This is a genomic window from Paenibacillus flagellatus, from assembly GCF_003217775.1.
Classification (GTDB): Bacteria; Bacillota; Bacilli; order Paenibacillales; family NBRC-103111; genus Paenibacillus_AB; species Paenibacillus_AB flagellatus.
This window is the reverse complement of the sequence record NZ_QJVJ01000010.1, coordinates 311,680-332,480: the sequence shown is the minus strand read 5'-3', so window position 1 is coordinate 332,480 and position 20,801 is coordinate 311,680. Positions and strand designations below refer to the sequence as shown.

Annotated in this window: 22 protein-coding genes and 1 other annotated feature; of the genes, 3 read left to right on the top strand and 19 right to left on the bottom strand. The window is 62.5% G+C overall.

The window, feature by feature from the left end; genetic code table 11:
* Positions 1-220 precede the first annotated feature (220 nt).
* From thrB to DLM86_RS22640, 4 genes are all read right to left on the bottom strand, one after another.
* A complete protein-coding gene (gene thrB / locus DLM86_RS22655) occupies positions 221-1,228 on the bottom strand; it encodes a homoserine kinase (protein ID WP_110842340.1) in 1,008 nt (335 codons plus the stop codon).
* Complete coding sequence (gene thrC, locus DLM86_RS22650) at positions 1,225-2,295, bottom strand: threonine synthase (protein ID WP_110842339.1); 1,071 nt, start codon at positions 2,293-2,295, stop codon at positions 1,225-1,227. The genes thrB and thrC overlap by 4 nt, the downstream gene beginning before the upstream one ends.
* A 106-nt stretch (positions 2,296-2,401) precedes the next feature.
* Positions 2,402-3,688 (bottom strand): homoserine dehydrogenase, encoded by a 1,287-nt coding sequence (locus DLM86_RS22645; protein ID WP_110842338.1) that lies wholly within the window; start codon positions 3,686-3,688, stop codon positions 2,402-2,404.
* Between the two features lie 85 nt (positions 3,689-3,773).
* Positions 3,774-4,256: an ACT domain-containing protein gene (locus DLM86_RS22640; protein ID WP_110842337.1), complete on the bottom strand. Its 483-nt coding sequence runs from the start codon at positions 4,254-4,256 to the stop codon at positions 3,774-3,776.
* Between the two features lie 164 nt (positions 4,257-4,420).
* Here DLM86_RS22640 and DLM86_RS32185 point away from each other — a divergent pair, with 164 nt between their 5' ends.
* From DLM86_RS32185 to DLM86_RS22625, 3 genes are all read left to right on the top strand, one after another.
* On the top strand, positions 4,421-5,029 hold the full coding sequence (locus tag DLM86_RS32185; RefSeq protein WP_158289621.1) for a hypothetical protein: 609 nt from the start codon (positions 4,421-4,423) through the stop codon (positions 5,027-5,029).
* A 142-nt stretch (positions 5,030-5,171) separates the two neighbouring features.
* The gene (locus tag DLM86_RS22630; protein ID WP_110842336.1) at positions 5,172-5,672 is read left to right on the top strand and encodes an NUDIX domain-containing protein; all 501 of its coding nucleotides are present in this window, start codon (positions 5,172-5,174) and stop codon (positions 5,670-5,672) included.
* Between the two features lie 30 nt (positions 5,673-5,702).
* Complete coding sequence (locus DLM86_RS22625; protein WP_110842335.1) at positions 5,703-6,053, top strand: cupin domain-containing protein; 351 nt, start codon at positions 5,703-5,705, stop codon at positions 6,051-6,053.
* Positions 6,054-6,121: 68 nt separating this feature from the next.
* Here DLM86_RS22625 and DLM86_RS22620 read toward each other — a convergent pair whose 3' ends face one another.
* The 15 genes from DLM86_RS22620 to DLM86_RS22550 form a co-directional block, all read right to left on the bottom strand.
* Entirely contained in the window at positions 6,122-7,081 is a 960-nt protein-coding gene (locus DLM86_RS22620) for an alpha/beta fold hydrolase (RefSeq protein ID WP_110842334.1), read from the bottom strand.
* 67 nt (positions 7,082-7,148) lie between these two features.
* Positions 7,149-8,624: a glycosyltransferase family 2 protein gene (locus tag DLM86_RS22615; RefSeq protein ID WP_211326573.1), complete on the bottom strand. Its 1,476-nt coding sequence runs from the start codon at positions 8,622-8,624 to the stop codon at positions 7,149-7,151.
* Positions 8,614-9,687, bottom strand: a complete 1,074-nt coding sequence (locus tag DLM86_RS22610) for a HEAT repeat domain-containing protein (protein ID WP_110842333.1) — start codon at positions 9,685-9,687, stop codon at positions 8,614-8,616. Before DLM86_RS22610 ends, DLM86_RS22615 begins: the two co-directional genes overlap by 11 nt.
* A complete protein-coding gene (locus tag DLM86_RS22605) occupies positions 9,684-11,372 on the bottom strand; it encodes a response regulator (protein ID WP_158289620.1) in 1,689 nt (562 codons plus the stop codon). Before DLM86_RS22605 ends, DLM86_RS22610 begins: the two co-directional genes overlap by 4 nt.
* Positions 11,373-11,560: 188 nt before the next feature.
* The gene (gene obgE, locus DLM86_RS22600) at positions 11,561-12,868 is read right to left on the bottom strand and encodes a GTPase ObgE (RefSeq protein WP_110842331.1); all 1,308 of its coding nucleotides are present in this window, start codon (positions 12,866-12,868) and stop codon (positions 11,561-11,563) included.
* A 15-nt stretch (positions 12,869-12,883) separates the two neighbouring features.
* On the bottom strand, positions 12,884-13,501 hold the full coding sequence (locus DLM86_RS22595) for a Spo0B domain-containing protein (RefSeq protein ID WP_110842330.1): 618 nt from the start codon (positions 13,499-13,501) through the stop codon (positions 12,884-12,886).
* A gap of 92 nt (positions 13,502-13,593) precedes the next feature.
* Positions 13,594-13,905 (bottom strand): 50S ribosomal protein L27, encoded by a 312-nt coding sequence (gene rpmA / locus DLM86_RS22590; RefSeq protein ID WP_110842329.1) that lies wholly within the window; start codon positions 13,903-13,905, stop codon positions 13,594-13,596.
* A 26-nt stretch (positions 13,906-13,931) separates the two neighbouring features.
* Positions 13,932-14,261 (bottom strand): ribosomal-processing cysteine protease Prp, encoded by a 330-nt coding sequence (locus DLM86_RS22585; protein WP_110842328.1) that lies wholly within the window; start codon positions 14,259-14,261, stop codon positions 13,932-13,934.
* Between the two features lie 13 nt (positions 14,262-14,274).
* Positions 14,275-14,586: a 50S ribosomal protein L21 gene (gene rplU / locus DLM86_RS22580; RefSeq protein ID WP_110842327.1), complete on the bottom strand. Its 312-nt coding sequence runs from the start codon at positions 14,584-14,586 to the stop codon at positions 14,275-14,277.
* 14 nt (positions 14,587-14,600) lie between these two features.
* Positions 14,601-14,706 (bottom strand) — a sequence feature (ribosomal protein L21 leader region).
* A 70-nt stretch (positions 14,707-14,776) separates the two neighbouring features.
* Positions 14,777-16,051, bottom strand: coding sequence for an Rne/Rng family ribonuclease (locus tag DLM86_RS22575; RefSeq protein ID WP_110842326.1), 1,275 nt, complete (start codon positions 16,049-16,051; stop codon positions 14,777-14,779).
* A 32-nt stretch (positions 16,052-16,083) separates the two neighbouring features.
* A complete protein-coding gene (locus tag DLM86_RS22570; protein WP_245954831.1) occupies positions 16,084-16,965 on the bottom strand; it encodes a M50 family metallopeptidase in 882 nt (293 codons plus the stop codon).
* A complete protein-coding gene (locus DLM86_RS31790) occupies positions 16,958-17,959 on the bottom strand; it encodes a M23 family metallopeptidase (protein ID WP_146250273.1) in 1,002 nt (333 codons plus the stop codon). The genes DLM86_RS22570 and DLM86_RS31790 overlap by 8 nt, the downstream gene beginning before the upstream one ends.
* A 155-nt stretch (positions 17,960-18,114) precedes the next feature.
* Positions 18,115-19,269 carry an FtsW/RodA/SpoVE family cell cycle protein gene (locus DLM86_RS22560; RefSeq protein ID WP_110842324.1) on the bottom strand — a complete coding sequence of 385 codons (1,155 nt, stop codon included), beginning with the start codon at positions 19,267-19,269 and terminating at the stop codon, positions 18,115-18,117.
* Positions 19,270-19,276: 7 nt separating this feature from the next.
* Positions 19,277-20,071: a septum site-determining protein MinD gene (gene minD, locus DLM86_RS22555; RefSeq protein WP_110842323.1), complete on the bottom strand. Its 795-nt coding sequence runs from the start codon at positions 20,069-20,071 to the stop codon at positions 19,277-19,279.
* 15 nt (positions 20,072-20,086) lie between these two features.
* Positions 20,087-20,758 carry a septum site-determining protein MinC gene (locus tag DLM86_RS22550; RefSeq protein WP_110842322.1) on the bottom strand — a complete coding sequence of 224 codons (672 nt, stop codon included), beginning with the start codon at positions 20,756-20,758 and terminating at the stop codon, positions 20,087-20,089.
* Positions 20,759-20,801: the final 43 nt, after the last annotated feature.

The following is a 20,801-nucleotide window of genomic DNA, read 5'->3' as shown; positions in this document are numbered from 1 at the left end:
CATCTCGTCGGCTTCTTGTATCACCGCTAGCTTCTGTTGTGCACTCCATTTTTGGCGCATGAAAAAAACTCCCCTTATAGCAGCAGGTTTTATTATTTCACCTGACTACTTTAAGGGGAGCATATCACTTTCTGCTTCTAGCCTTTCTTTCTATTCTTGCCTTTCTTGCCTTTCTTGCCTTTCTTGCCTTCTTGCCCTAGCTTTTCTTACCCTCTTGCCTCTATACACTCGCTTCGCTCTTGACGTTCTCGAGCAGCGTCGCGTTCGGGTCGAAATGCGTCACGACGGTCGCCCCGTCGGTGCAAGGCTTCAGCCACATCGTGTCGGCCTCGATGCCGTGCCCGGCGAGCGTGTCGAGAAGAAACCGCTCGAGCTCATCCTTGCTGCCGCTCCTCGCGTCCGCCAAGGCGAGCAGCGTCGGGCCGGCTCCGCTCAAAGCGACGCCGAGCGCGCCGTGATGCTCCGCGCGGTCCAAAATATCGCTCATTCCCGGCACGAGCGGAGCGCGGTACGGCTGATGCAGCGCGTCCTTCATCGCGTGCCGGATCATGTCGTAGCGGCCGGTGCAGAACGCGGCGACGAGCAGCGAGGCGTGGCCGATATTGAACACGGCGTCCTTCATCGGCACTTCGCCGGGCAGCACGTGGCGCGCCTTCTCGGTCGACAGCTGGAAGCGCGGAATCGCCACGAGCACCTCGAGCCGGTCGTCCGGTTCGACGCGGATATGCTCGGCGCGCTCGCCGTCCCAAAACGCGACCGTCAAGCCGCCGAACAGCGAGGCGCCGACGTTGTCGGGATGCTTCTCGAGCGCGGACGCCATCTGGAACAGCTCGTACGCCGACAGCTTGCCGCCGATCAGCGCGTTGGCCGCGACGAGCGCGCCGACGATCGCCGAGGCGCTGCTGCCGAGGCCGCGCGTCAGCGGTATGTCGCTGTACATGGCGATGTCGAGCTCGGGGTGGCTGACGCCCGCCTTCTCGAACACCTGCTGCGCCACCTGATAGACGAGATTCGACTTGTCCGTCGGCACGCCGGCCATCTGGCTGCCGTACAGCCGGATTTCCGTCCGTTCGGCTACGCCCATCTCGATCCAGGCGTACAAGTTCAGCGCCATGCCGAGGGCGTCGAAGCCCGGCCCCAGGTTCGCCGTGCTCGCCGGCACCTTCACGTACACTTTCGGGCCGCCGTCTCCCGCAGACGGCCCGCTACCGTTTGCCGGCCGATTCATGCCCCAGCGCCCTCCAGCTTGCGGATCGCGTCCATGACCGCTTCTTCGGAATCGTTCACGACGAGCGGATCGCCGTTCACCGTCTTGATCGCGATGTTCGGATCCTTCAGCCCGTGGCCGGTCAATACGCAGACGACTTTCTCCCCGCCCTTGAAGTACCCTTCCTTATGCAGCTTCATGACGCCCGCGATCGAAGCGGCCGACGCCGGCTCGGCGAAGATGCCTTCCTTCGCGGCGATCGTCCGGTAAGCCCGCAAAATTTCGTCGTCGGTGACGAAGTTGATCTGGCCGCCCGACTCCTTCGACGCGTTCACCGCCAGCTCCCAGCTCGCCGGGTTGCCAATGCGGATCGCCGTCGCGACCGTCTCCGGATTCGGGATCGGCTCGCCCTTGACGATCGCCATCGCGCCCTCCGCTTCAAAGCCGATCATGCGGGGCAGCGAAGCCGATTTGCCGCGCTCCTTGTATTCCTTGAACCCTTTCCAATAAGCCGAAATGTTGCCCGCGTTGCCGACCGGAATCGCCAAGTAGTCGGGCGCTTGGCCGAGCTGGTCGCACACCTCGAACGCCGCCGTCTTCTGTCCCTCCAGCCGGTACGGGTTGACGGAGTTGACGAGCGTGATCGGATGCTTCGCCGTAATTTCGCGCACGATTTCGAGCGCACGGTCGAAGTTGCCCTCGATCGCGATGACCTTCGCACCGTAAATGATCGCCTGCGCCAGCTTGCCGAGCGCGATGTTGTTGTTCGGGATCAGCACGATGCAGTTCAAATCGCCCCGCGCCGCGTACGCGGCCGCCGCCGCCGACGTGTTGCCCGTCGACGCGCACATGATCGTCCGGCTGCCCTCCTCCATCGCTTTGGCGACCGCCATGACCATGCCGCGGTCTTTAAACGAACCCGTCGGGTTCAGCCCTTCATATTTGAAATAAATGTCGAGGTTCAGCTCGTCCGAGAGCTTCTCCGCGCGCACGAGCGGCGTGTTCCCCTCCTGCAGCGTCAGCATCGGGGTTTTGTCGGTAACCGGCAAATAGTCTTTGTACGTATGCAGCAATCCCATATATCTCATGTTCGTTTACGGCTCCTTTGATTTCGATCGGATTCGGATCGGATTCGATGTCGTCGTCGGGTACGGCGATAGCCGGGCTGTGCGCGTCCGGCGTCGGTGCGGCCGGTCAGCCTTCGACGCGGTAGACGCTCTTGATCGTCTGGATGACGTCCAGCGATTCGAACGCGGCGAGCACGCGGTTCATGCTGGCGAGGCTCGCATCGTGCGTCACGATGACGATTTCCGCGTCGGCGATCGCCTTGTTCGGCTGCTGGACGACCGACTCCAGGCTGACGTCGCATTCGGCGAACACCTGCGTAATTTTCGCCAGTACGCCCGCCTTGTCGTCCACATGGAGCCGGACGAAATATTTCGAGGCGATCTGATCCGCCGTCTTCAGCTTCTTTTCTTTATAAGGAACGAACATTTTGCGGCCGTTGACGCCGAGCTTCAAGTTTTTGACGACGGCGACGAGGTCTGCCACGACCGACGTGGCGGTCGGCATCTCGCCCGCCCCCGGACCGTAAAACATCGTCTCGCCCACCGCTTCGCCGTAGACGTACACCGCGTTGAACACGCCGCCTACGGAAGCGAGCGGATGCGTCTTCTTGACCATCGTCGGCTGGACGCCTACGCTGATCATGCCGTCCTGGCTTTCGGCGATGCCGAGCAGCTTGATTTCATAACCTAAGCTTTTGCCGTACTGGATATCTTCCTTCGACACTTGCGAAATGCCCTTCACCTGGACATCGGCCAGCTCCAGGCTCGTATGGAAGCCGAGCGTGCCGAGGATCGCCATTTTGCGTGCGGCGTCGAGCCCTTCCACGTCGGACGTCGGATCGGACTCGGCGTAGCCGAGCTCCTGCGCTTCCTTCAGCACGTCCTCGTAGGAGGCGCCCTCCTGGCTCATTTTGGTCAAAATGTAGTTCGTCGTGCCGTTGACGATGCCCATAATTTTCGTAATCCGGTCGGACGAGAACCCTTCGATCAGCGTACGGATGATCGGAATGCCGCCGGCCACGCTCGCTTCATAGAAGACGTCGCAGCTTCTCTCCGCCGCCTTCGCGAGAATTTCCGAGCCGTGCAGCGCCATCAAGTCTTTGTTGGCGGTCACGATATGCTTCCCTTGGTCGAGCGCCGCGAGAATGTACGATTTGGCCGGCTCGATGCCGCCCATCACTTCCACGACGACGTCGATCGACGGGTCGTTCACGATTTCCCATGCGTCCTCGGTGAGCCGCTCCGCGCCTACCGCGTAGCGGCGCGCCTTCGATTTATCTTGGACAAGAACTTTCCCGATATGGATCGGGGAGCCGACCTGCTTTTGCAAATCGTCCTGAAACGCTTCGACGATACGCAATACGCCGGTGCCGACCGTACCCATCCCGAGCAGTCCCACATTGATTGTTTCCATCGTATTCCTCTCCTCCCGATCTGTCGGAAACGCCAGCCTTCCCGCATGGCGAATGATTCCCGTTCTGTTCGTCCGGCCGGCCGAATTACGAGCCTTGACCGATAATGGCCGCCTTGCGGACGCCGTCCTGTCGGCGGATGACGTCGAGCAGGCGGCCGGCGTTCGCGCCGGTCATCTGCGACGTGTCGACGGACAGCACGACGTTCGCCATGCCTTGCAGCGGAATCGTCTGGTGAATCGTCAGCACGTTGCCGTCAAGTCCCGCGATGACCGCCAGCACTTTGGACAAAATGCCCGAACGGTGCTCCAAATCCATCGACAGCGTGACGATCCGCTCCCGCTCCAGCTTCGTTAACGGATGAATGCCGTCTTTGTATTTGTAAAATGCGCTTCGGCTGATGCCGACCTGCTCCGCCGCCTCGTGAACGGTTTTCGCGATTCCTTTGGCCAGCAGCTCTTTCGCCTGGATCGTCTTGACGACCGCTTCCGGCAAAATGTCTTCGCGGACCAAATAATACCGTTCGGTGCCGTCCTCGCCGGAGCCGTTCGCGGTTGCGTCGTGTTCCACGGGCGAATCGTCCTCTCTATAAAGACTGGTGTTTGTATATAGTGGACATTATACCGAAAACGCCGGATCGCGGCAATAGGCTCGGCAAAAAACTTTCCCGACAGCCCGTACGCGCGGCCATGCCCTTCATATACTGGATTGTACGATCGAAAGGAGGTCCCAGCATGGCGATTGTTTCGAACACGGGTCCCGCCGCTGCCGTATCGTCGAAGGGCGGGCTTCACGACAAGCTGCGCCGCTTGGTCGGCCGCATTGCGGTGATCCGTACGGCCGCGGGTCATGTGGTCGGCTGCGTGCGCCGCGTCGGCGACAAGTACTTGTTCGTGCGCGTGTACAGCGGGACGGGCTGCCGCTTCGTCACGGTACGCATTCCGCTCAGCGCCATCCTAGACGCCCACCGCTTTCTTTGCAAAAAAGCCGGTACGGGCAAAGGCAAGGGCAAACGGAAAGAAAAGCATTGCAAGCGCTCCGGCGGCAGCCACTCCGGCGGCAGCCATTCCGGCGGCAAGCACTCCAGCGGCGGCCATTCCGGCGGCAAGCACTCCAGCGGCAGCCACTCCGGCGGCGGCCACTCCGGCGGCGGCCACTCCGGCGGCAGCCACTCCGGCGGCAGCCATTCCGGCGGCAGCCATTCCGGCGGCAGCCACTCCGGCGGCGGCCACTCCGGCGGCAGCCATTCCGGCGGCAGCCACTCCGGCGGCGGCCACTCCGGCGGCAGCCACTCCGGGGGGCAGTCGAGCCGCAGCCGCGGCGGCAGCATCGGCTACCGGTAAGGCGCCGTCGGCCAAGTTTCGATTCAGGCGGCCCGGGATTCGTCCGGGCCGTCTTTTTCGCGCCTTCCGGCCGTTCGGTTGCAGCCGTCCTCCCGCCGTGCTAAGATGAAGAACACGACATACGGAAGACGGGTGAACGAGCATGCAATGCCGAGTGATGGCCGCCGCCATGCTGTTTCACGGCGACGAGCTGCTGATGATGAAGCGCTCCGCGAAGCGTACGCTGAACCCGGGCATGTGGGCCGCCGTCGGCGGCCATCTCGAGCCGGACGAGCTGGGCCGGCCCCGCGACGCCTGCCTGCGCGAAATCGCCGAGGAGACCGGTCTCCTCGAGCACGATATCGAAGCGCTGACGCTGCGATACGTCCTCTTACGCAACAACAAGGGCGAGCTGCGCCAGCAGTTCATCTACAGCGGCAGGGCGAAGCGCAAGGACGTAATCGACACGGACGAAGGCGAGCTTCATTGGATTCCGCGCGCGGACGTGCTGGACCGCGACATTCCTTATATTTTTCGCGCCACGCTCGAGCATTATTTCCGCGTCGGCGATACCGATTTCGCCTGGGTCGGCATCGCCCGCGCGAATCCGCAGACGGGGGAAGCGGGCGTCGATTGGGTACCGCTGACCGATCCGCTTACTTGAGCGTTACATCGTACATACGGAGGGATCGCCATGCATGTAGTGGATAAACGGAATGCGGAGCATTACGTATGGGGCGATTCGTGCGACGGGTGGCATCTCGTCCGGGCGGAGGGACTGAGCGTCATTCACGAGCGGATGCCGCCGGGAACCCGCGAATCGCGGCACGTTCATGCGAAAGCCCGCCAATTTTTCTTCGTCCTGTCCGGTTCGGTCGTGATGGAGGCGGACGGAAGACGGCATACGGTGACGCCCGGGCAGGGGATCGAGATCGCTCCCGGCGTGCCGCATCAAATCCATAACGAATCGGACGAGCCGGCCGAGTTCCTCGTCATCTCGCAGCCGCCGACGGCGGGCGACCGGCTCGCCGTCGAGCGCGCCTAAGCGAGCCGCACCTTTAACGCGAAAAATCCCGTCCGCCGTGATCCTTACGGCGGACGGGATTTTTCGGCTTATAAGTCCATGAAAAATTGCATGATTTTGTCGTGCAGCCCCGGCAAATTTTCGTGGCCGAAATCCGGATAAATTTCGAGCCGCTTCGGAGCCCGCACCTTGTTGATGGCGGCGAACTGCGTCGACGGCGGACAGATCGGGTCCATCAAGCCGACGCCGAACAGCGTCTCCGCCCGGATGCGCGGCGCCAAGTTTTGGATGTCGATATAGCCGAGCCGGGTGAACGTCTCCTCCTCGTGCAGATGCTGCGGATCGAACTGGCGGAAATACGTGCGCAGCTCCTCGTAGGCGTCCTTCGCCAAATCCATCTCCCATACCCGCCTGTAGTCGCTCAAGAACGGATAGACCGGCGCCGCCTTCTTGATGCGGGGCTCGAGCGCCGCGCAGGCGACCGTCAAAGCTCCGCCCTGCGACCAGCCCGTCGCGCCGACCCGGTTCTCGTCGACGTCGGGGAAGCTCATGACGATCGAGGCGAGCTGCGCCGTGTCGAGAAAAATATGGCGGAACAGCAGCTGATCCGGCGAATCCGCCAGCCCGCGGATGAAGTGCCCCCTCAGCGTATTCCCTTTGACGCCGCCCGTATCTTCCGAGCGGCCGCCTTGCCCGCGGCAGTCCATCGACACGAACGTGAAGCCGAGCGCGGCGTAAGCCAGCTTGTCGTGCCAATCGCCCGAGCTGCCGGCGTAGCCGTGGAATTGCAGCACGGCCGGTCCGGGCTGCTGCAGCCCTTTCGGCTTGACGTACTTGGCGTGGATGCGCGCTCCCCGCACGCCGGTGAAGTACAGATCGTAGCATTCCGCGAACGGCACCGAGAACGGAGCGGGTACGAGCTCGACGTTCGGATCGGTCCCTCTCATTTCCTCCAGCGCCCTCTCCCAATAATCGTCGAAATCGTGCGGGCGCGGCGTGCGCCCCTCGTATTGCTGAAGCTGGTGCAGCGGCATATCCAACTGCGGCATGTTCATCATCCTTTTCCGAGGAAAGTATTGGAACTATGCAACAGTGTAACATAGGAACGGGCGGGCGTCAGCCCGGGAAATCGTTGCCGGAGCCGGGGCGGTTCAGCACCGAGGCGCTCCGGGTCATGTCGCCCCAGCCGTGCTTTTTGCGGCCGAGCGCCTGGACGAGTCCCCAAAAGCGCCATACCGTCATGAGCGGACGGTACCAGAACGATTCGGTCATCGCGAAGACGAACAGCCGGTTCAAATCGGCCGGGCGCTTGTACTTGCGGAAGCCCCACTCCTCCAGCAGGACGGCGCCCATCGACAATAGCGAGCCGTACAGCGCCATGCACGCGGCCAGCAGCGCGGCGTAGCGAACGTTGACGTCGCCGAGCCAAAGCCCCCAGGCGACCAGGACGTACCCGAGCAGCTCGATCAACGGGCCGAGAAGCTCCACGAAGACGTAATACGGCATCGCTACGAAGCCGATACCGCCGTACCGCGGGTTGAACAGCATGGCGCGATGGGCGCGCAAGCACTCGTACAGTCCCCGATGCCAGCGCGTCCGCTGCCGGTACAGCACGTTCGCCGTCTCTGGCGCTTCGGTCCAGCATACCGGGTCGGGCACGTAGACGATGCGCGCTTTGCTCTTCCGCTCCTTCACCAGCCGGTGGAGACGGACGATCAGCTCCATGTCCTCCCCGACCGTGTTCGTCTCGTATCCACCCGCCTCGATCACCCAATCTTTGCGAAACACCCCGAACGCTCCCGAGACGATCAACAGCAGGTTCAACCGGCTCATGCCGATGCGTCCCATCAGGAAGGCGCGGAAATATTCGATTACCTGCATGACGACGAACGGGTTGCGCGACAGCCGGACGCCGTCTTCGCGCAAATAGCCGCTCGCGATGTCGCTGCCGTTGGCGATGCCGACGCTGCCGCCGCTCGCGATGATGTCCTCGCCGGGCTTCGCTTCGACAATCGGCTTCATCACCTTCAAAAACGCATCCGGATCGAGCACCGTATCCCCGTCGAGCGAGACGAAGTACGGATACCGGGACAGCTGGATGCCCGCGTTCAGCGCATCCGCCTTGCCGCCGTTCTCCTTGTCGATCAGGAACAGGTTCGGATGCCGGAGCGAATAGTAGACGGCCCGAATCGGCATGGTCGGCCGGCCGAGCCGGGTCCAGTTGATTTTATGGCGGACTTCCCGCATGTCGAAGGCGGCGATCATCGTCTCGAGCGTCGAATCGCGGGAGCCGTCGTTGACGACGACGAGCTCGAATTCCCGGTAATTGATGCCGAGCAGCGACCGGACGCTGGAGACGATTCCGGTCTCCTCGTTGTAAGCCGGGACGATAATCGTAAGGGGAGGCGCGAACGCCGATTGCAGCACGTCCCCGTAGCGAATCGGCTTCAGCCCCCGCTCGCGCCGCAGCTTGCGGAACGATACGGCGAACAGCGCGGTATAAAACAGCAGGACCGCCGCGATATACGCGAGCATGCCGGCATTGAACCAACGGTAAACGGCAGCCAGCCATTCCGTCGCATTAAGCTCCATTCGTCTGCTCCTCCAGCACCTGCATCGCCATTTCCCGCGCATAGCGGTCGGGATGGTCGTAGGCGACCGCGCGCAATCTTTCCTTGCCGTGACGGTACCGAATCAGCGCGCGCGCCGATTCCGCCCGCACCAAATACGACTCGTCCCCGATCCATTGCTGCAGCACCGGCAGCAGCGAATCCTCGCTGACGGCTCCCATGAGCCGCGCCAGCATCAGCCGCTCGATCGGAGAGGCGGGGGGCGTCCGGACCCGGTTCCGCAGCGCCGACACCCCGTCCGCCGTCAAGTAGCCGAAGTTGGCCAGCGCCTTCAGCACGCGGACGTTCAGCTCCGTATCGTCACCCGCCAGCCGGCTTTCCAGCAGACGAAGCAGCGGGGCCGTCCGGATGTTGCGGATTCTGGCGATATCGACGAAATTGTAGCGGACGCGCGCGGGGTACTCGTCGAACCGCTCGGCAATCCGGTCGAGCAGCGCCGGACGGAGCGGATGAAGCAGCTGCCGGTACGCGAAGTCGGGCAGCCGCTCCTCCTCGCGCCGCAGCAAGTCGAGAATCGCCTCGTCCTGAAACGCCGCCATCAGCCGGTAGACGCAGACGCGCTCCTCTTCGTCCGGCGTCCGCTTTTCGATCAATTCCTTCGCTTCGGGCAGCAAATGAACGGTATGGAACAGCTCCATATAATGAAGCGTATTGATCCGAGCGCTCCAGTCGCGCCCCCGCAGTCGGGAGCGGAATCGGTCCGTGAAATGGGCGTCGGCGAAAGCCGCGATCCGCTCGCGCTCCTCCGCGTTCTGGACGGACTTGGCCCGGTGCGACAAATAAAGCTCCAGCGCCTCGTAATCGATCCGGCGGCGCGGCCGTATCGCTCTCGACTCCTCCCCCGTCCGCAAATACGTTTCCATGGCGGAGCCCGCCTCGGACAGCCGCTCCAGCTTCGCGGCGATGACGCTCTCGTACCGGAGGTCGAGCCGCTTCCGGACGTACAGGTAGACGTACAGCCCCAACACCGCGAGCAGCAGCGCCGCGCTTGCCCGTCCGAGCACGGCGAGATCGGGCCCGCTCATGGTCCGTCCGCCCGTCTCAGCCGCCGCCGGATGCGCGACTTCAGCTCCTCGAGCCGGAACGGCTTCGTCATGTAGTCGTCCGCGCCGCTCCCGATCGCTTCGGCGATATGCCGTTCGTCGTCGTCGCCCGTCAGCATCATGATGTAATACCGGCCCGGATTCGGCTTGGCGCGAAGCCTGCGCAGCACCTCCGTGCCGTTCATCCGCGGCATCATCCGGTCGAGCACGACGACGCAGCCGCCGGGATCGTCATGCCACGGATCGGTCAGGAACGCTTCGCCGTCCGGGAAGACGCGGATGTCCGGATCGGTTTCGTCCCCGCATACGCCTCGCAGCTGCAGCTCGAGCATGCCGCACAGGAGCGGGTCGTCGTCGACGACGGCGATGCGCTCCGTCCTCGCCGGCACGCGCTCCCCGGCGACGGATCGGGCGACCGCGCACCGGCCGCCTCCCTCGCCTTTCGCCGCGAGCAGCATCCGGACCGCCGCATCCGCGCATTCGTCTACGTCCGCTCCGATCGCGCTCGCCGCGCCCGCTTCGACGATGCCGGCGGAGCCCGTCGCCCGGTACGTCTCCCCGGATCTCGCCTTGCGCTCCGTCTCCGCAAACGACCGGAGCGCCCGTTCGGCGGCCGCAAGCGCTTCGTCCGCCCCCGCGTTCGGCACGACCGCGAAGAAACGGTCGGTCCCGACGCGCGCCAGCGTCGCGTTCCCGGGAAAGGAAGCGCAGATCGCGTCGTGAAACGCAACGAGCAGCGCGTCGCCGTCCAAATGGCCGTACGTCTCGTTGATGCCGCGGAATCGGTCGATATCGAGGCAGACGAGCGAGAACGGCACGCCATAGCGCTTGCTCGCCTCCGCTTCGCGCCGGAACGCCGGCCGCCACATGTCGTCCTTGTACGCTCCGGTCAGCTCGTCGACCCGGACGAGCCGCCGGACGAGCGCGCTCCGCTGCAGCTGGCGGCCGATCCGCGCGACCAGCTCCTCCGGATCGACCGGCTTCGCCGCGAAATCGTCGGCGCCGGACGCGTAGCAGCGGATGCGCGTCTCCTTCGTGTCGCTCGCGCTCATCATGACGGTCGGCACGAGGGCGAACGCCGGCTGGCGTCGAACGTCGGCCAGCACCTCGAACCCGTCCGTCTCCTCGAGCCGGACGTCCAGCACGAGACAGTCCGGCTTCGACTCGTACAGAAGCCGGATCGCCTGCGCCGCATGAGGCGTCGCCAATACGTGCATGCCGGCCTGCTGCAGCTTATCCTTGAGCAGGGCGAGCAGGCTGACGTCGTCGTCGACGAGCAGCACGAGCGGCTCGTGCGGCTTGCCGTCGCCGGCGTAGCGTTCGGGCCGGACGGCGACCGCATCCGCCGCTTCGGCGGAAACGGCGACCGCCGTCTCCGCGGCCGCAAGATGCCGCGCGGCATCGGGCTCCCCCTCGCCGATCCGGAACGGCGCGAGCAGCTCGTCCAGCTCGACCGCCGTCCATCGCTTCTCCGCCTCCTCGTCCAATTCCGTCAACAACCGCGCGGCCGTCTCCGACCAGTCGTCCAAGCCGATCATCGCGGCCGTTCCTTTGATCGAATGAACGAGCCGATAGACGTCGGCGTTCGGCGCGCCGTCGGGATCGTTCGCCCACCGCTCCCGCGTTTCCCGCAATCGTTCCCGGAATACGATCTGGTATTTGTTCATCCCCAACCCATCACCCTTTGCTGCACAGCACCATCGACCGTGCATCATCATCATGCCTAGTTCCAGTATAGCAAAACCGACGGAGAAGCGGGCCACTCTTCTCGCGGATATCGCCTAATTCGGAGCCGCCGGAACACGCCAAAAAAAGCCCGGAGCCTTCTCGGCCCCGGACCTCGGTCCATCCCTTCTCACTCCTGCTCGACGAATTCGAACTCGTAATCGCCGATGCGCACCAAATGACCGTCCTTCGCGCCCTTCTTGCGAAGCGCCGCCTCGATGCCCGACTTGCGCATCGTGTAGCTGAACCGTTGGAACGCGTCGTACGAGTCCGTGTTCATCCGCTTGAGCATCCGCTCGATCGCCACGCTTTCCACGATGAACGTATCGTTTTCCCGGCGGATCGTAAACGAAGTGTCGTCGTCTTCCTTCTCGTACCGGTACACCTTGCGTTCGCTCGTATCGACGACTTCCTCGACGAGCGGCGTCTCCGGAATTTGCTCCAGCAAAACGGCGGCGCGGTACAGCAGCTCCTGCACGCCCTTGCGCGCCATCGCCGATATCGGAAACACCTCGACGTCGCCGTGCCCGTCGCGCTCGAGCTTCGCCTTGAATTCCCGCAGCTGCTCGTCCGCCCCCGGCATATCCATCTTGTTGGCGGCGACGATCTGCGGCCGCTGGGCGAGCTTCTCGTTGTACAGACGCAGCTCCTCGTTAATCTTCAACCAATCGTCGTACGGATCGCGCTCTTCCGTCGCCGCGATGTCGACGACGTGAACGATGAGCCGCGTTCGCTCCACGTGGCGCAAAAACTCGTGGCCGAGTCCGACGCCTTCGTGCGCGCCCTCGATCAGCCCCGGCAAGTCCGCCATGACGAAGCTTCGTCCCTCGCCGACGTCGACGACGCCCAAGTTCGGCGTAATCGTCGTAAAATGATACGCGCCGATCTTCGGCTCGGCCGCCGAGACGACCGACAGCAGCGTCGACTTGCCGACGCTCGGGAAGCCGACGAGACCGACGTCGGCCATCACCTTCAGCTCGAGCACGATCCAGCGCTCCTGCCCCTCCTCGCCTTTCTCCGCCAGGTGGGGGGCCGGATTGCGGGCCGTCGCGAACCGGATATTGCCGCGTCCGCCTCGCCCGCCCTTCGCCACGACCACTTCCTGGCCGTGACGGGTCAGGTCGGCGATCAGCTCGTGCGTGTCGTCGTCATAGATCACGGTACCCGGGGGGACGCGTACGACCATATCCTCCGCGCCGGCGCCGTGCATCCCTTTCGTCTTGCCCTTCTCCCCGCGGGGAGCCTTGAAATGCTTCTGATACCGGAAATCGATCAGCGTCCGCAAGCCTTCGTCGACCCGGAAAATAATGTCGGCGCCTTTGCCGCCGTCGCCGCCGGCCGGGCCTCCTTCCGGCACGTACAGCTCGCGCCGGAACGAAACGATGCCGTCGCCGCCGTCCCCGGCTTTTACGTAAATTTTCGCTTTATCCAAAAACATGCTTGAACACCCGTCCTAACCGCCCAGCGGCACGTAAATGTAGAATGCCGCTCCGCCTTCGTTGTATGTAGCTCCGTTCGCGATCCGATGTCCCGCGACGGAAGCGCGCATCGTCTCGCCGAGGTCGCGCCGCAAGCCGGCATCGTCATAGCCGCCGGCATAGTCGAACCCGATGACGACCCGGTCCTCCTCGGCGGACATCGCCAGCCTCAGCCGATTGACGTCGCCGTCGGCCGGAACCGCGACATGACGCAGTAGCGTCTCGATGACGGCGATGATCGTATCCGACACCGCCTCGGCGTCGACCGGAAGCGAGGTCAGCTGAAACGCCGGCTCCAGCTCGACGTCGAGCCGGACCGACCGGCTTCGGACCCGAAACGATTGCAAGTAGACGATCAGCGAGGGAACGCCGAGTTTCGATATGGCGCTTTCCCGGATCATCTTTTCTTTTATTGTGTCCACATAATCGTGCAGTTTATCATATTTTTTCAATTTCAAGTAGCCGTACAGCACTTGAATGTCGTTCAGCCAATCGTGGCGGATATGGTTCAACGTCTGGACGAACAGCTCGTCCCGCTCCGCGTCTCGCTCTTCATTCCGATCCGATTCGTATCGTCTCGCGTTTGGTTTCATTGAAATTCCCCGTTTGCGTCAACTTCTTACACAGTATAGCATGACGGGTATAAAATAAAAACCCCCGGTCCCGATCGACCGGAGGCGATGTATTACATTTCGGATGCGGCTGCAACCGGAGCGGTTTCCACAGGGTAGACGCTCACTTTTTTGCGGTCGCGACCCCAACGCTCGAACTTCACGACGCCTTCCACTTTCGCGAAAAGCGTGTCGTCCGAACCGCGGCCCACGTTGGCGCCCGGATGGATCTTCGTTCCGCGCTGACGGACGAGAATGCTTCCCGCCGTTACCGCTTGACCGTCCGCACGCTTCGCGCCGAGACGCTTCGCGACGCTGTCGCGTCCGTTCTTCGTCGAGCCTACGCCTTTTTTCGAGGCGAACAACTGCAGATTCAGTTTCAACATCGTAGTCTACCTCCTTCGTTCGTTGATCAAGCTTGCTGCAACACGATATATTTCCCGTACGCTTCCTCGATCGATTGGAGCATGACGACCATCGATTCGAGAAGCAGCTGAATTTGTCCGATTCGGCCTTCGTCCGTCCCTTCCGGGATGCGGACCTTGAGCAGCCCGTCGCGCATTTCGTTCGGCAGCTCCACGCCCGTCAATCGCTCGACGGCGTTCACCGTGCCGACCGTTACGGCGGATACTCCGGCACAGACGATGTCGTGCCCTTTCTTCCCGTAAAACGCGTGTCCGGTAACCGAGAAAGCTTCAATCGTCCCGCTGTCGCGGTTGCGTTCAATCGTCACCCGGATCATGCGGCATCATCCCTTACGCTTGGATGCTGTCGATGACCACTTTGGTGTACGGCTGACGGTGACCTTGCTTGCGGCGATAGTTTTTCTTCGCTTTGTACTTGAACACGATGATCTTCTCGCCTTTGCCGTGCTTCTCCACTTTACCGGAAACGGATGCTCCGGATACGAGCGGAGTGCCGGCTACCAAGCCGTCTTCCTTCGATACGACCAATACGCGGTCGAACGTGACGACGTCGCCCTCGTTCGCTTCCAGCTTCTCCACGTAGATCGCGTCTCCGGCTTTCACCTTGTACTGCTTGCCGCCTGTCTCGATGATTGCATACATTGCTTGCGCACCTCCTCATGTCTCAGACTCGCCTAGTCCAGGTGGCGGCCGTCTTCGGAACCTTCGTTCCGTCGACCCGTTCCGCGCTTCGCTACCCGATTCGAGCGGTTACAGCATGTGCGGATAGCGCACATACCCAAGTAGTATAGCATAGTCCGGCCCACGAATCAACCTGTTTTCGAAACGCCGACTATCGGCGCTCGTTTTGCTTGCGCCGGTGAAACGCCGCCCGCTCGACCGGCACTTTACCCGAGCCGCCGCATACGGTGCATACGGCGAGCATCGAATCGTCCAAGCTTTCCCGGGCTTTCTTGCGCGTAATTTCCATCAGGCCGAGCTTCGTCCAGCCGACGGCGAACGCCTTCGTCCGGTCCCGCTTGAACGCCTCCTCGAGCCGGGCCGCCACCTCGGCGCGATGCTTGTCCGACGTCATGTCGATGAAATCGACGAGCACGATGCCGCCGATGTCGCGCAGCCGGAGCAGGCGGGCGATTTCGTCCGCCGCTTCGGCGTTCGTCGTGAACACCGTCGCCTCCGGATCGTCGGTCCCCGTATACTTCCCGGTGTTGACGTCGATGACGGTGAGCGCCTCGGTCCGGTCGACGACCAGATACCCGCCGTTTTTGAGCCATACTTTCCGCTTCATCGCCTTGTCGAGCTGCTCCCGCACGCGGTACGCCACCTGGACCGGCTCCGATCCTTTATAGATGCGGATGCGGCCCGCCAGCTCCTCGGACATCGCCCGTACGCGGCGGACGAGCGTCTCGCCCTGAAGCGGATCGTCGATGACGAGCTCGTCCACCTGGTCGGTGAACGCGTCGCGGACGACCCGCTCCAGCACGCCGGGCTCCCGGAACAGCACGGCCGGAGTCGGAGCGGTGCCGAATCGCGCCACGATGCTGTTCCATTCGCTGCGCATAACGTTCAAATCGCGCTCGAGCGCTTCCAGCGACTCGCCCTCGGCTACGGTCCGGATGATGATCCCTTCCCCGGATTCGCGCATCCGTTCGGCGACTTCCTTCAGCCGCGCGCGTTCCTGTTCGGATTCGATTTTGCGGGAGACGCCGACGTAATCGGCGTTCGGCATATAGACGATCCATCGGCCCGGCATCGAATAATGGGTCGTGATCCGCGCCCCTTTCGTACCGAACGGCTCCTTCGCCACCTGCACGAGCAGCTCCTGCCCCGGTTTGACGAGATCGGATATGGAAGGCTTGACGGACGGAATTTTGTCCAAATGGGCCGGAAGCAAATCGTCGATATATAAAAACGCGTTTTTCTCCAGCCCGATGTCGACGAAAGCGGCCTGCATGCCGGGCAGCACGTTGACCACTTTGCCCTTGTAAACGCCGCCCACGAGCTGTTTCTCCGCCGGACGCTCCGAATAAAATTCGGTCAGCACCCGGTCTTCGAGCAGCGCCACCTGCGTCACGCCGTCGCGGCAATGCACGATGATTTGTTTCAAACGAAGCTTCACCACCTCACGTCATAGCTTTTCTATTCTAACACGAAAACGTCCGAAACGGCACTGCCGGGCGCGTTCAGCTGAAAAAAGGCGTAAAGCAGCTTCTGCTCCGGCAAGACGGCCTGGATACGGCCCTTTTCGTTCAAGATGTAGACGAGATGGTACTTGTCCCTCATGAACAATCGCACGATGTCGCCGACTTGGCGATGACGGTAAATGACGATCGGCTGCGCCAGCGTCCCCTTATCGATTAGACGTTCCATGACGGGCTCGCGGTTCATCAGGAAGCGGATGAACCGGAACGACGCGTTCCGGTAACCGTGCCAATTCGTGTAGCAGAGGAACAAGGCGATGACGAGCAAATTGAGATGGACGCCGCCGGAGCGCGCGCCGAGCAGAGCGGCCAAGCCGAGTGTCGCCGCCAGCACCAGACTGACGAGGCTGCACAGGACGAGCGACCGGTAATACGGCAGCCACCGGCTGACGAGCGCCTGCATCACCTTTCCCCCGTCGAGCGGCAGGATGGGCAGCAGGTTGAACAGCCCGATCATCACGTTCGCCTGGATGAAATAGTCGCGCCAATCGGCGTCCCATAAGCCGAGCCGGCCCATCAATACGGCGAACAGCGCCATCCAGACGTTTTGCAGCGGTCCGGCCAGCGCGACCGCCGCCTCCTGGAACGCGCTCGAGCCGCCGCGGTCGTCCGTCTCGGCCACGCCGCCGAACGGCAGCAGCTCGATGCGGATGACGTTCCAGCCGAAGCTTTTCGCCGCGACGACGTGGCCCAGCTCGTGGACGAGCACGATGGCGAACAAAGTGAGCAGCTCGACGAAGTAGCCGGTCGCCACCGCGGCGAGCATCAGCAGGGAGAACAGCGGATGGAAGCGAATCGCGATGCCGCGCCATTTAATCAAAGGAGACCACTTCTGTCGGACTGACGTATTGGTCGTCCTTCTTGACGGCGACATACAGCTTGCCCGCCCCGCCGGCAGGGTCGGTCGTTACGCTTCCGATCGGCTCCCCTCCTTTGACCCAATCGTGCTTTTTCAGCGTCGTCCGGTCCAGCCAGCCGTACGTCGACTGCAGGCCGCCCGTATGCTGGACGACGACGACGGTCCCTTTGTCGGTGCCGGTGCTGACGGCGATCACCCGTCCGGTGTCGAGCGCCACGACCGGCGCCTCCGGCTCGGTGCGAAGCGTGATGCCGAGGTCGCCGGCGGACGCCTTCGCGACGATTTTGCCGTGGACGGGCGCGTACAGCTTGTGCAGCTCCGTGGAGCTCGCCTTCTGCGCCTCCGGCCCGGACTTGTCCCGGAACGCCGGCAGGAAGGCGGGCAGACCGCCGAACGTCCGCTCGTACCAGACGGCGACGGACGAGAAATCGTAGTCCTCCGTCAAGGCGGCGCGCACCCACTGCTGCCCCCGGTCGGCGAGCGGATGGTCGATCCGGAACAATCCCCATACCGCACCGAACAGGACGGCGCTAATGCCGAGCTTGACCCATATTTGCCTGACGGACGGCGGCTTTAGTCCTCCGTCGTCGAACGTGCCGCCCCGACCGCCCACGCTCGGGCTCTCCCACGACGACCACCGATCGCGCTCCTGCCGTTTCCAGACGTACTCCGGGTCGTCGAACCGACCGCCGAACCGATCGTCGAGCCGCTCCCCGGCCGGGAGCGGCCCGTCCGCGCGATAGCCCGGCGATCCTTCCGATTCCGCCGCGCCCTTCCGGATGCGCCGGTCCGGCGCCATCCCGCTCCCGTACCGTCCTGCGCCGGCCGGCGGACGAGGATTTCCGCCGGCGGTTCCCGCCGGTTCTCCGGCGTCAAGCCGCCCCCCGTGATCGGAGGCGACGATTTGCTTCATACGGTCCAACCGTCGCTGACGGACGTTCGATTTGATTTCCATGCGGCGTTCCCCCTCATTCTCCGCGTCCCACGCGGGGGATGCAGACAGGCTTCTCCCTACATCCTATGAGGGGCGGACAAGGGCTATGACAGTCCCGCCTCCCGATTCCCGCTCCTCCGCTAAACGTCAAAAAACGCCCCGGCAAGGGACGTTTTTCAATACAGCGACTTTTGCTCCTGGTGCACGTGAATGCTGACGACGATGCCGACGGCCATCATGTTGATGAGGAGCGACGTGCCCCCGTAGCTGACGAACGGCAGCGTAATGCCCGTCAGCGGCATGATGCCGATCATCATCCCGATGTTCTCGAACACCTGGAACACGTACATCGAGACGATGCCGACGATGATGTAGGCTCCGGTCCGGTTCTGGCTTTGAATCGAGATGTAGATCATCCGATAAATGAGCAGGAAGTACAGCAGCAGCAGCACGGACGAGCCGACGAAGCCGAATTCCTCGCCGATGACGACGAAGATCGAGTCGGAATACGGCAGCGGGATGAACCCTTTTTGGATCGAATCGCCGTTCATGTACGATTCGCCCGTCAGCCCGCCGGAGCCGATCGCGCGCATCGAGTTGTGCACCTGGTACTTCGCGTCGGCCGACGCCGCCTCGGGATCGACGAACGTATGGATCCGGTTGATCCGGTGCACCCATTCGCCCATATCGTTATCCTTCAAATACTGAACGACCGGGTCGTAGTACAGCTGGAACAAGTAAAAGAACAGGGCGATGGAGCCGCCTATGAGGACGGTGCCGATCAGCACGTGCGTATATTTGATGTTGCCGATCCAATACAGGACGAGCAGGAAGACGATGAAAATGATCGCGTTGCCGAGGTCCGGCTGAATGACGATAAGCCCGACCGGCAGCGCCACCATGAGCCCGATCGGGACGACTTCCTTCCAGAACCGGAGCGGCTCTCCGTTACGCCGCGCGAGAAAGGCGGCAACGGCGATGATCGTCAGCAGCTTGACGAGCTCGGCCGGCTGGAAGTTGAAGCCGAACGGAAGCAAAAACCAGCTTTTCGCCGAGTTTTTTTCCGCCCCGAACAAATAGACGGCGATGAGCAGCACAATCCCGAAGCCGTACAAATAGTAGGCGATCTTGACGAGCAGCCGGTAATCGAACAGCATGACGCAAAAAAAGACGACGAACCCGATCCCGTAGTTGATGACGTTTTTGACGTCGGTCCCTTGAAAGGAGGGATCGTTCGCCGTCGCGCTGTGCACGACGAGCGTGCTGATCGCCATGAACAGCGCAAGCAAAATGACGATGAACCAGTCCGTTTTCTTCAGTTTGTCGAGCAACGTCGTCTCATCCCATTCCGAGAAACTTCTTCACTCTCCGCAGGACGCCGTCCTTCTCCTCGAGCGGCATGAGCGGCACCGTGTCGCCGAGAATGCGGCGCGCGATGTTGCGGTAAGCGATGGCGGCGCGGGACTTCGGATTCATGACCGTCGGCTCCCCGCTGTTCGCCGATTTGATGACCGCTTCGTCGTCCGGGACGATGCCGAGCAGATCGATCGCGAGCACCGAGCAAATTTCGTCGATGTCGAGCATCTCGCCCTTTTTCATCATCGTCGCCTTGACGCGGTTGATGATCAGCTTCGGACCGTGCACCTTCTCCTGCTCGAGCAGCCCGATGATCCGGTCCGCGTCGCGCACGGCGGCCAGCTCCGGCGTCGTCACGACGATCGCCTTGTCCGCGCCGGCCACCGCATTTTTGAAGCCTTGCTCGATGCCGGCCGGGCAATCGATGATGACGTACTCGAACTCTTTTTTGAGCTCGAGCACCATGTCGCGCACCGCTTCCGGCGAGACGGCGTGCTTGTCCTTCGTCTGCGCCGCCGGCAGCATGTACAGCTCGTCGAACCGTTTGTCCTTGATCAGCGCCTGCTGCAGCCGGCAGCGGCCTTCCGCCACGTCGACCAGGTCGTAAATGATCCGGTTTTCGAGTCCCATCACGACGTCCAGGTTACGCAGGCCGATATCGGTGTCGACCATGCAAACTTTTTTGCCGAGCAGCGCCAGGGCCGTGCCCAAATTGGCGGACGTCGTCGTCTTGCCGACGCCGCCCTTGCCGGAAGTAATGACGATTGCCTCTCCCATGCGGAATCATCTCCTTTACGTGCCGCCGAACGGATGGTCCGGCCGCAACCGGTGAAGTTGGTTGATTTTGTCGATTTCCATCTTGCCCTCGTGGATGTAAGCGAACTCCATCGTGGCGTCTTCGATTCCCCATTCGTCCGGAGGACGGCTGATGACGTCGGCGATGCGCAGCTGGGTCGGGCGCATGTAGGACGCCGCGATGACCGCTCGGTCGTTGCCGTCGATGCCGGCATGCGCCATTCCCCGCAGCGCGCCGAGCACGAATATATCCCCGGTGCACAGCAGCGTGCCGCCGGGGTTGATGTCCCCGAGATAGAGCAGATGCCCTTCGTGGCGAATCGTCTGCCCCGACCGGACGATGCCTTTCAGGACCGAAATCCGGTTCAGCTGCTGCTCCCGTTTATCGGATCCGGGCTCGTCCGATTCGATGCTCTGCACGAGCAAATTGCTTTTCCGGCCGATAATGTCCTTGATCGTTTCCTTCTCGCTTTCGGTCGCCGTTCGCTTCCCCAGCCTGACCTGTACGTGAACGGCCGGACCGGTCAATATCGTGCTGTGCGTTTTGTCGAGCTTGTGCGTCAGCTCCTGTATCGCTTCCTCGAACGGGCACGAATCGTCGATCACGAAGACGAGGCCTTCCTTGACTCCTTTAATCGTAACGCGATGCTTCGTTTCCGGCGCCGACATCCGCCTCACCCCCACCCGGCATTTCGCTTCGAGCCGATCCGTC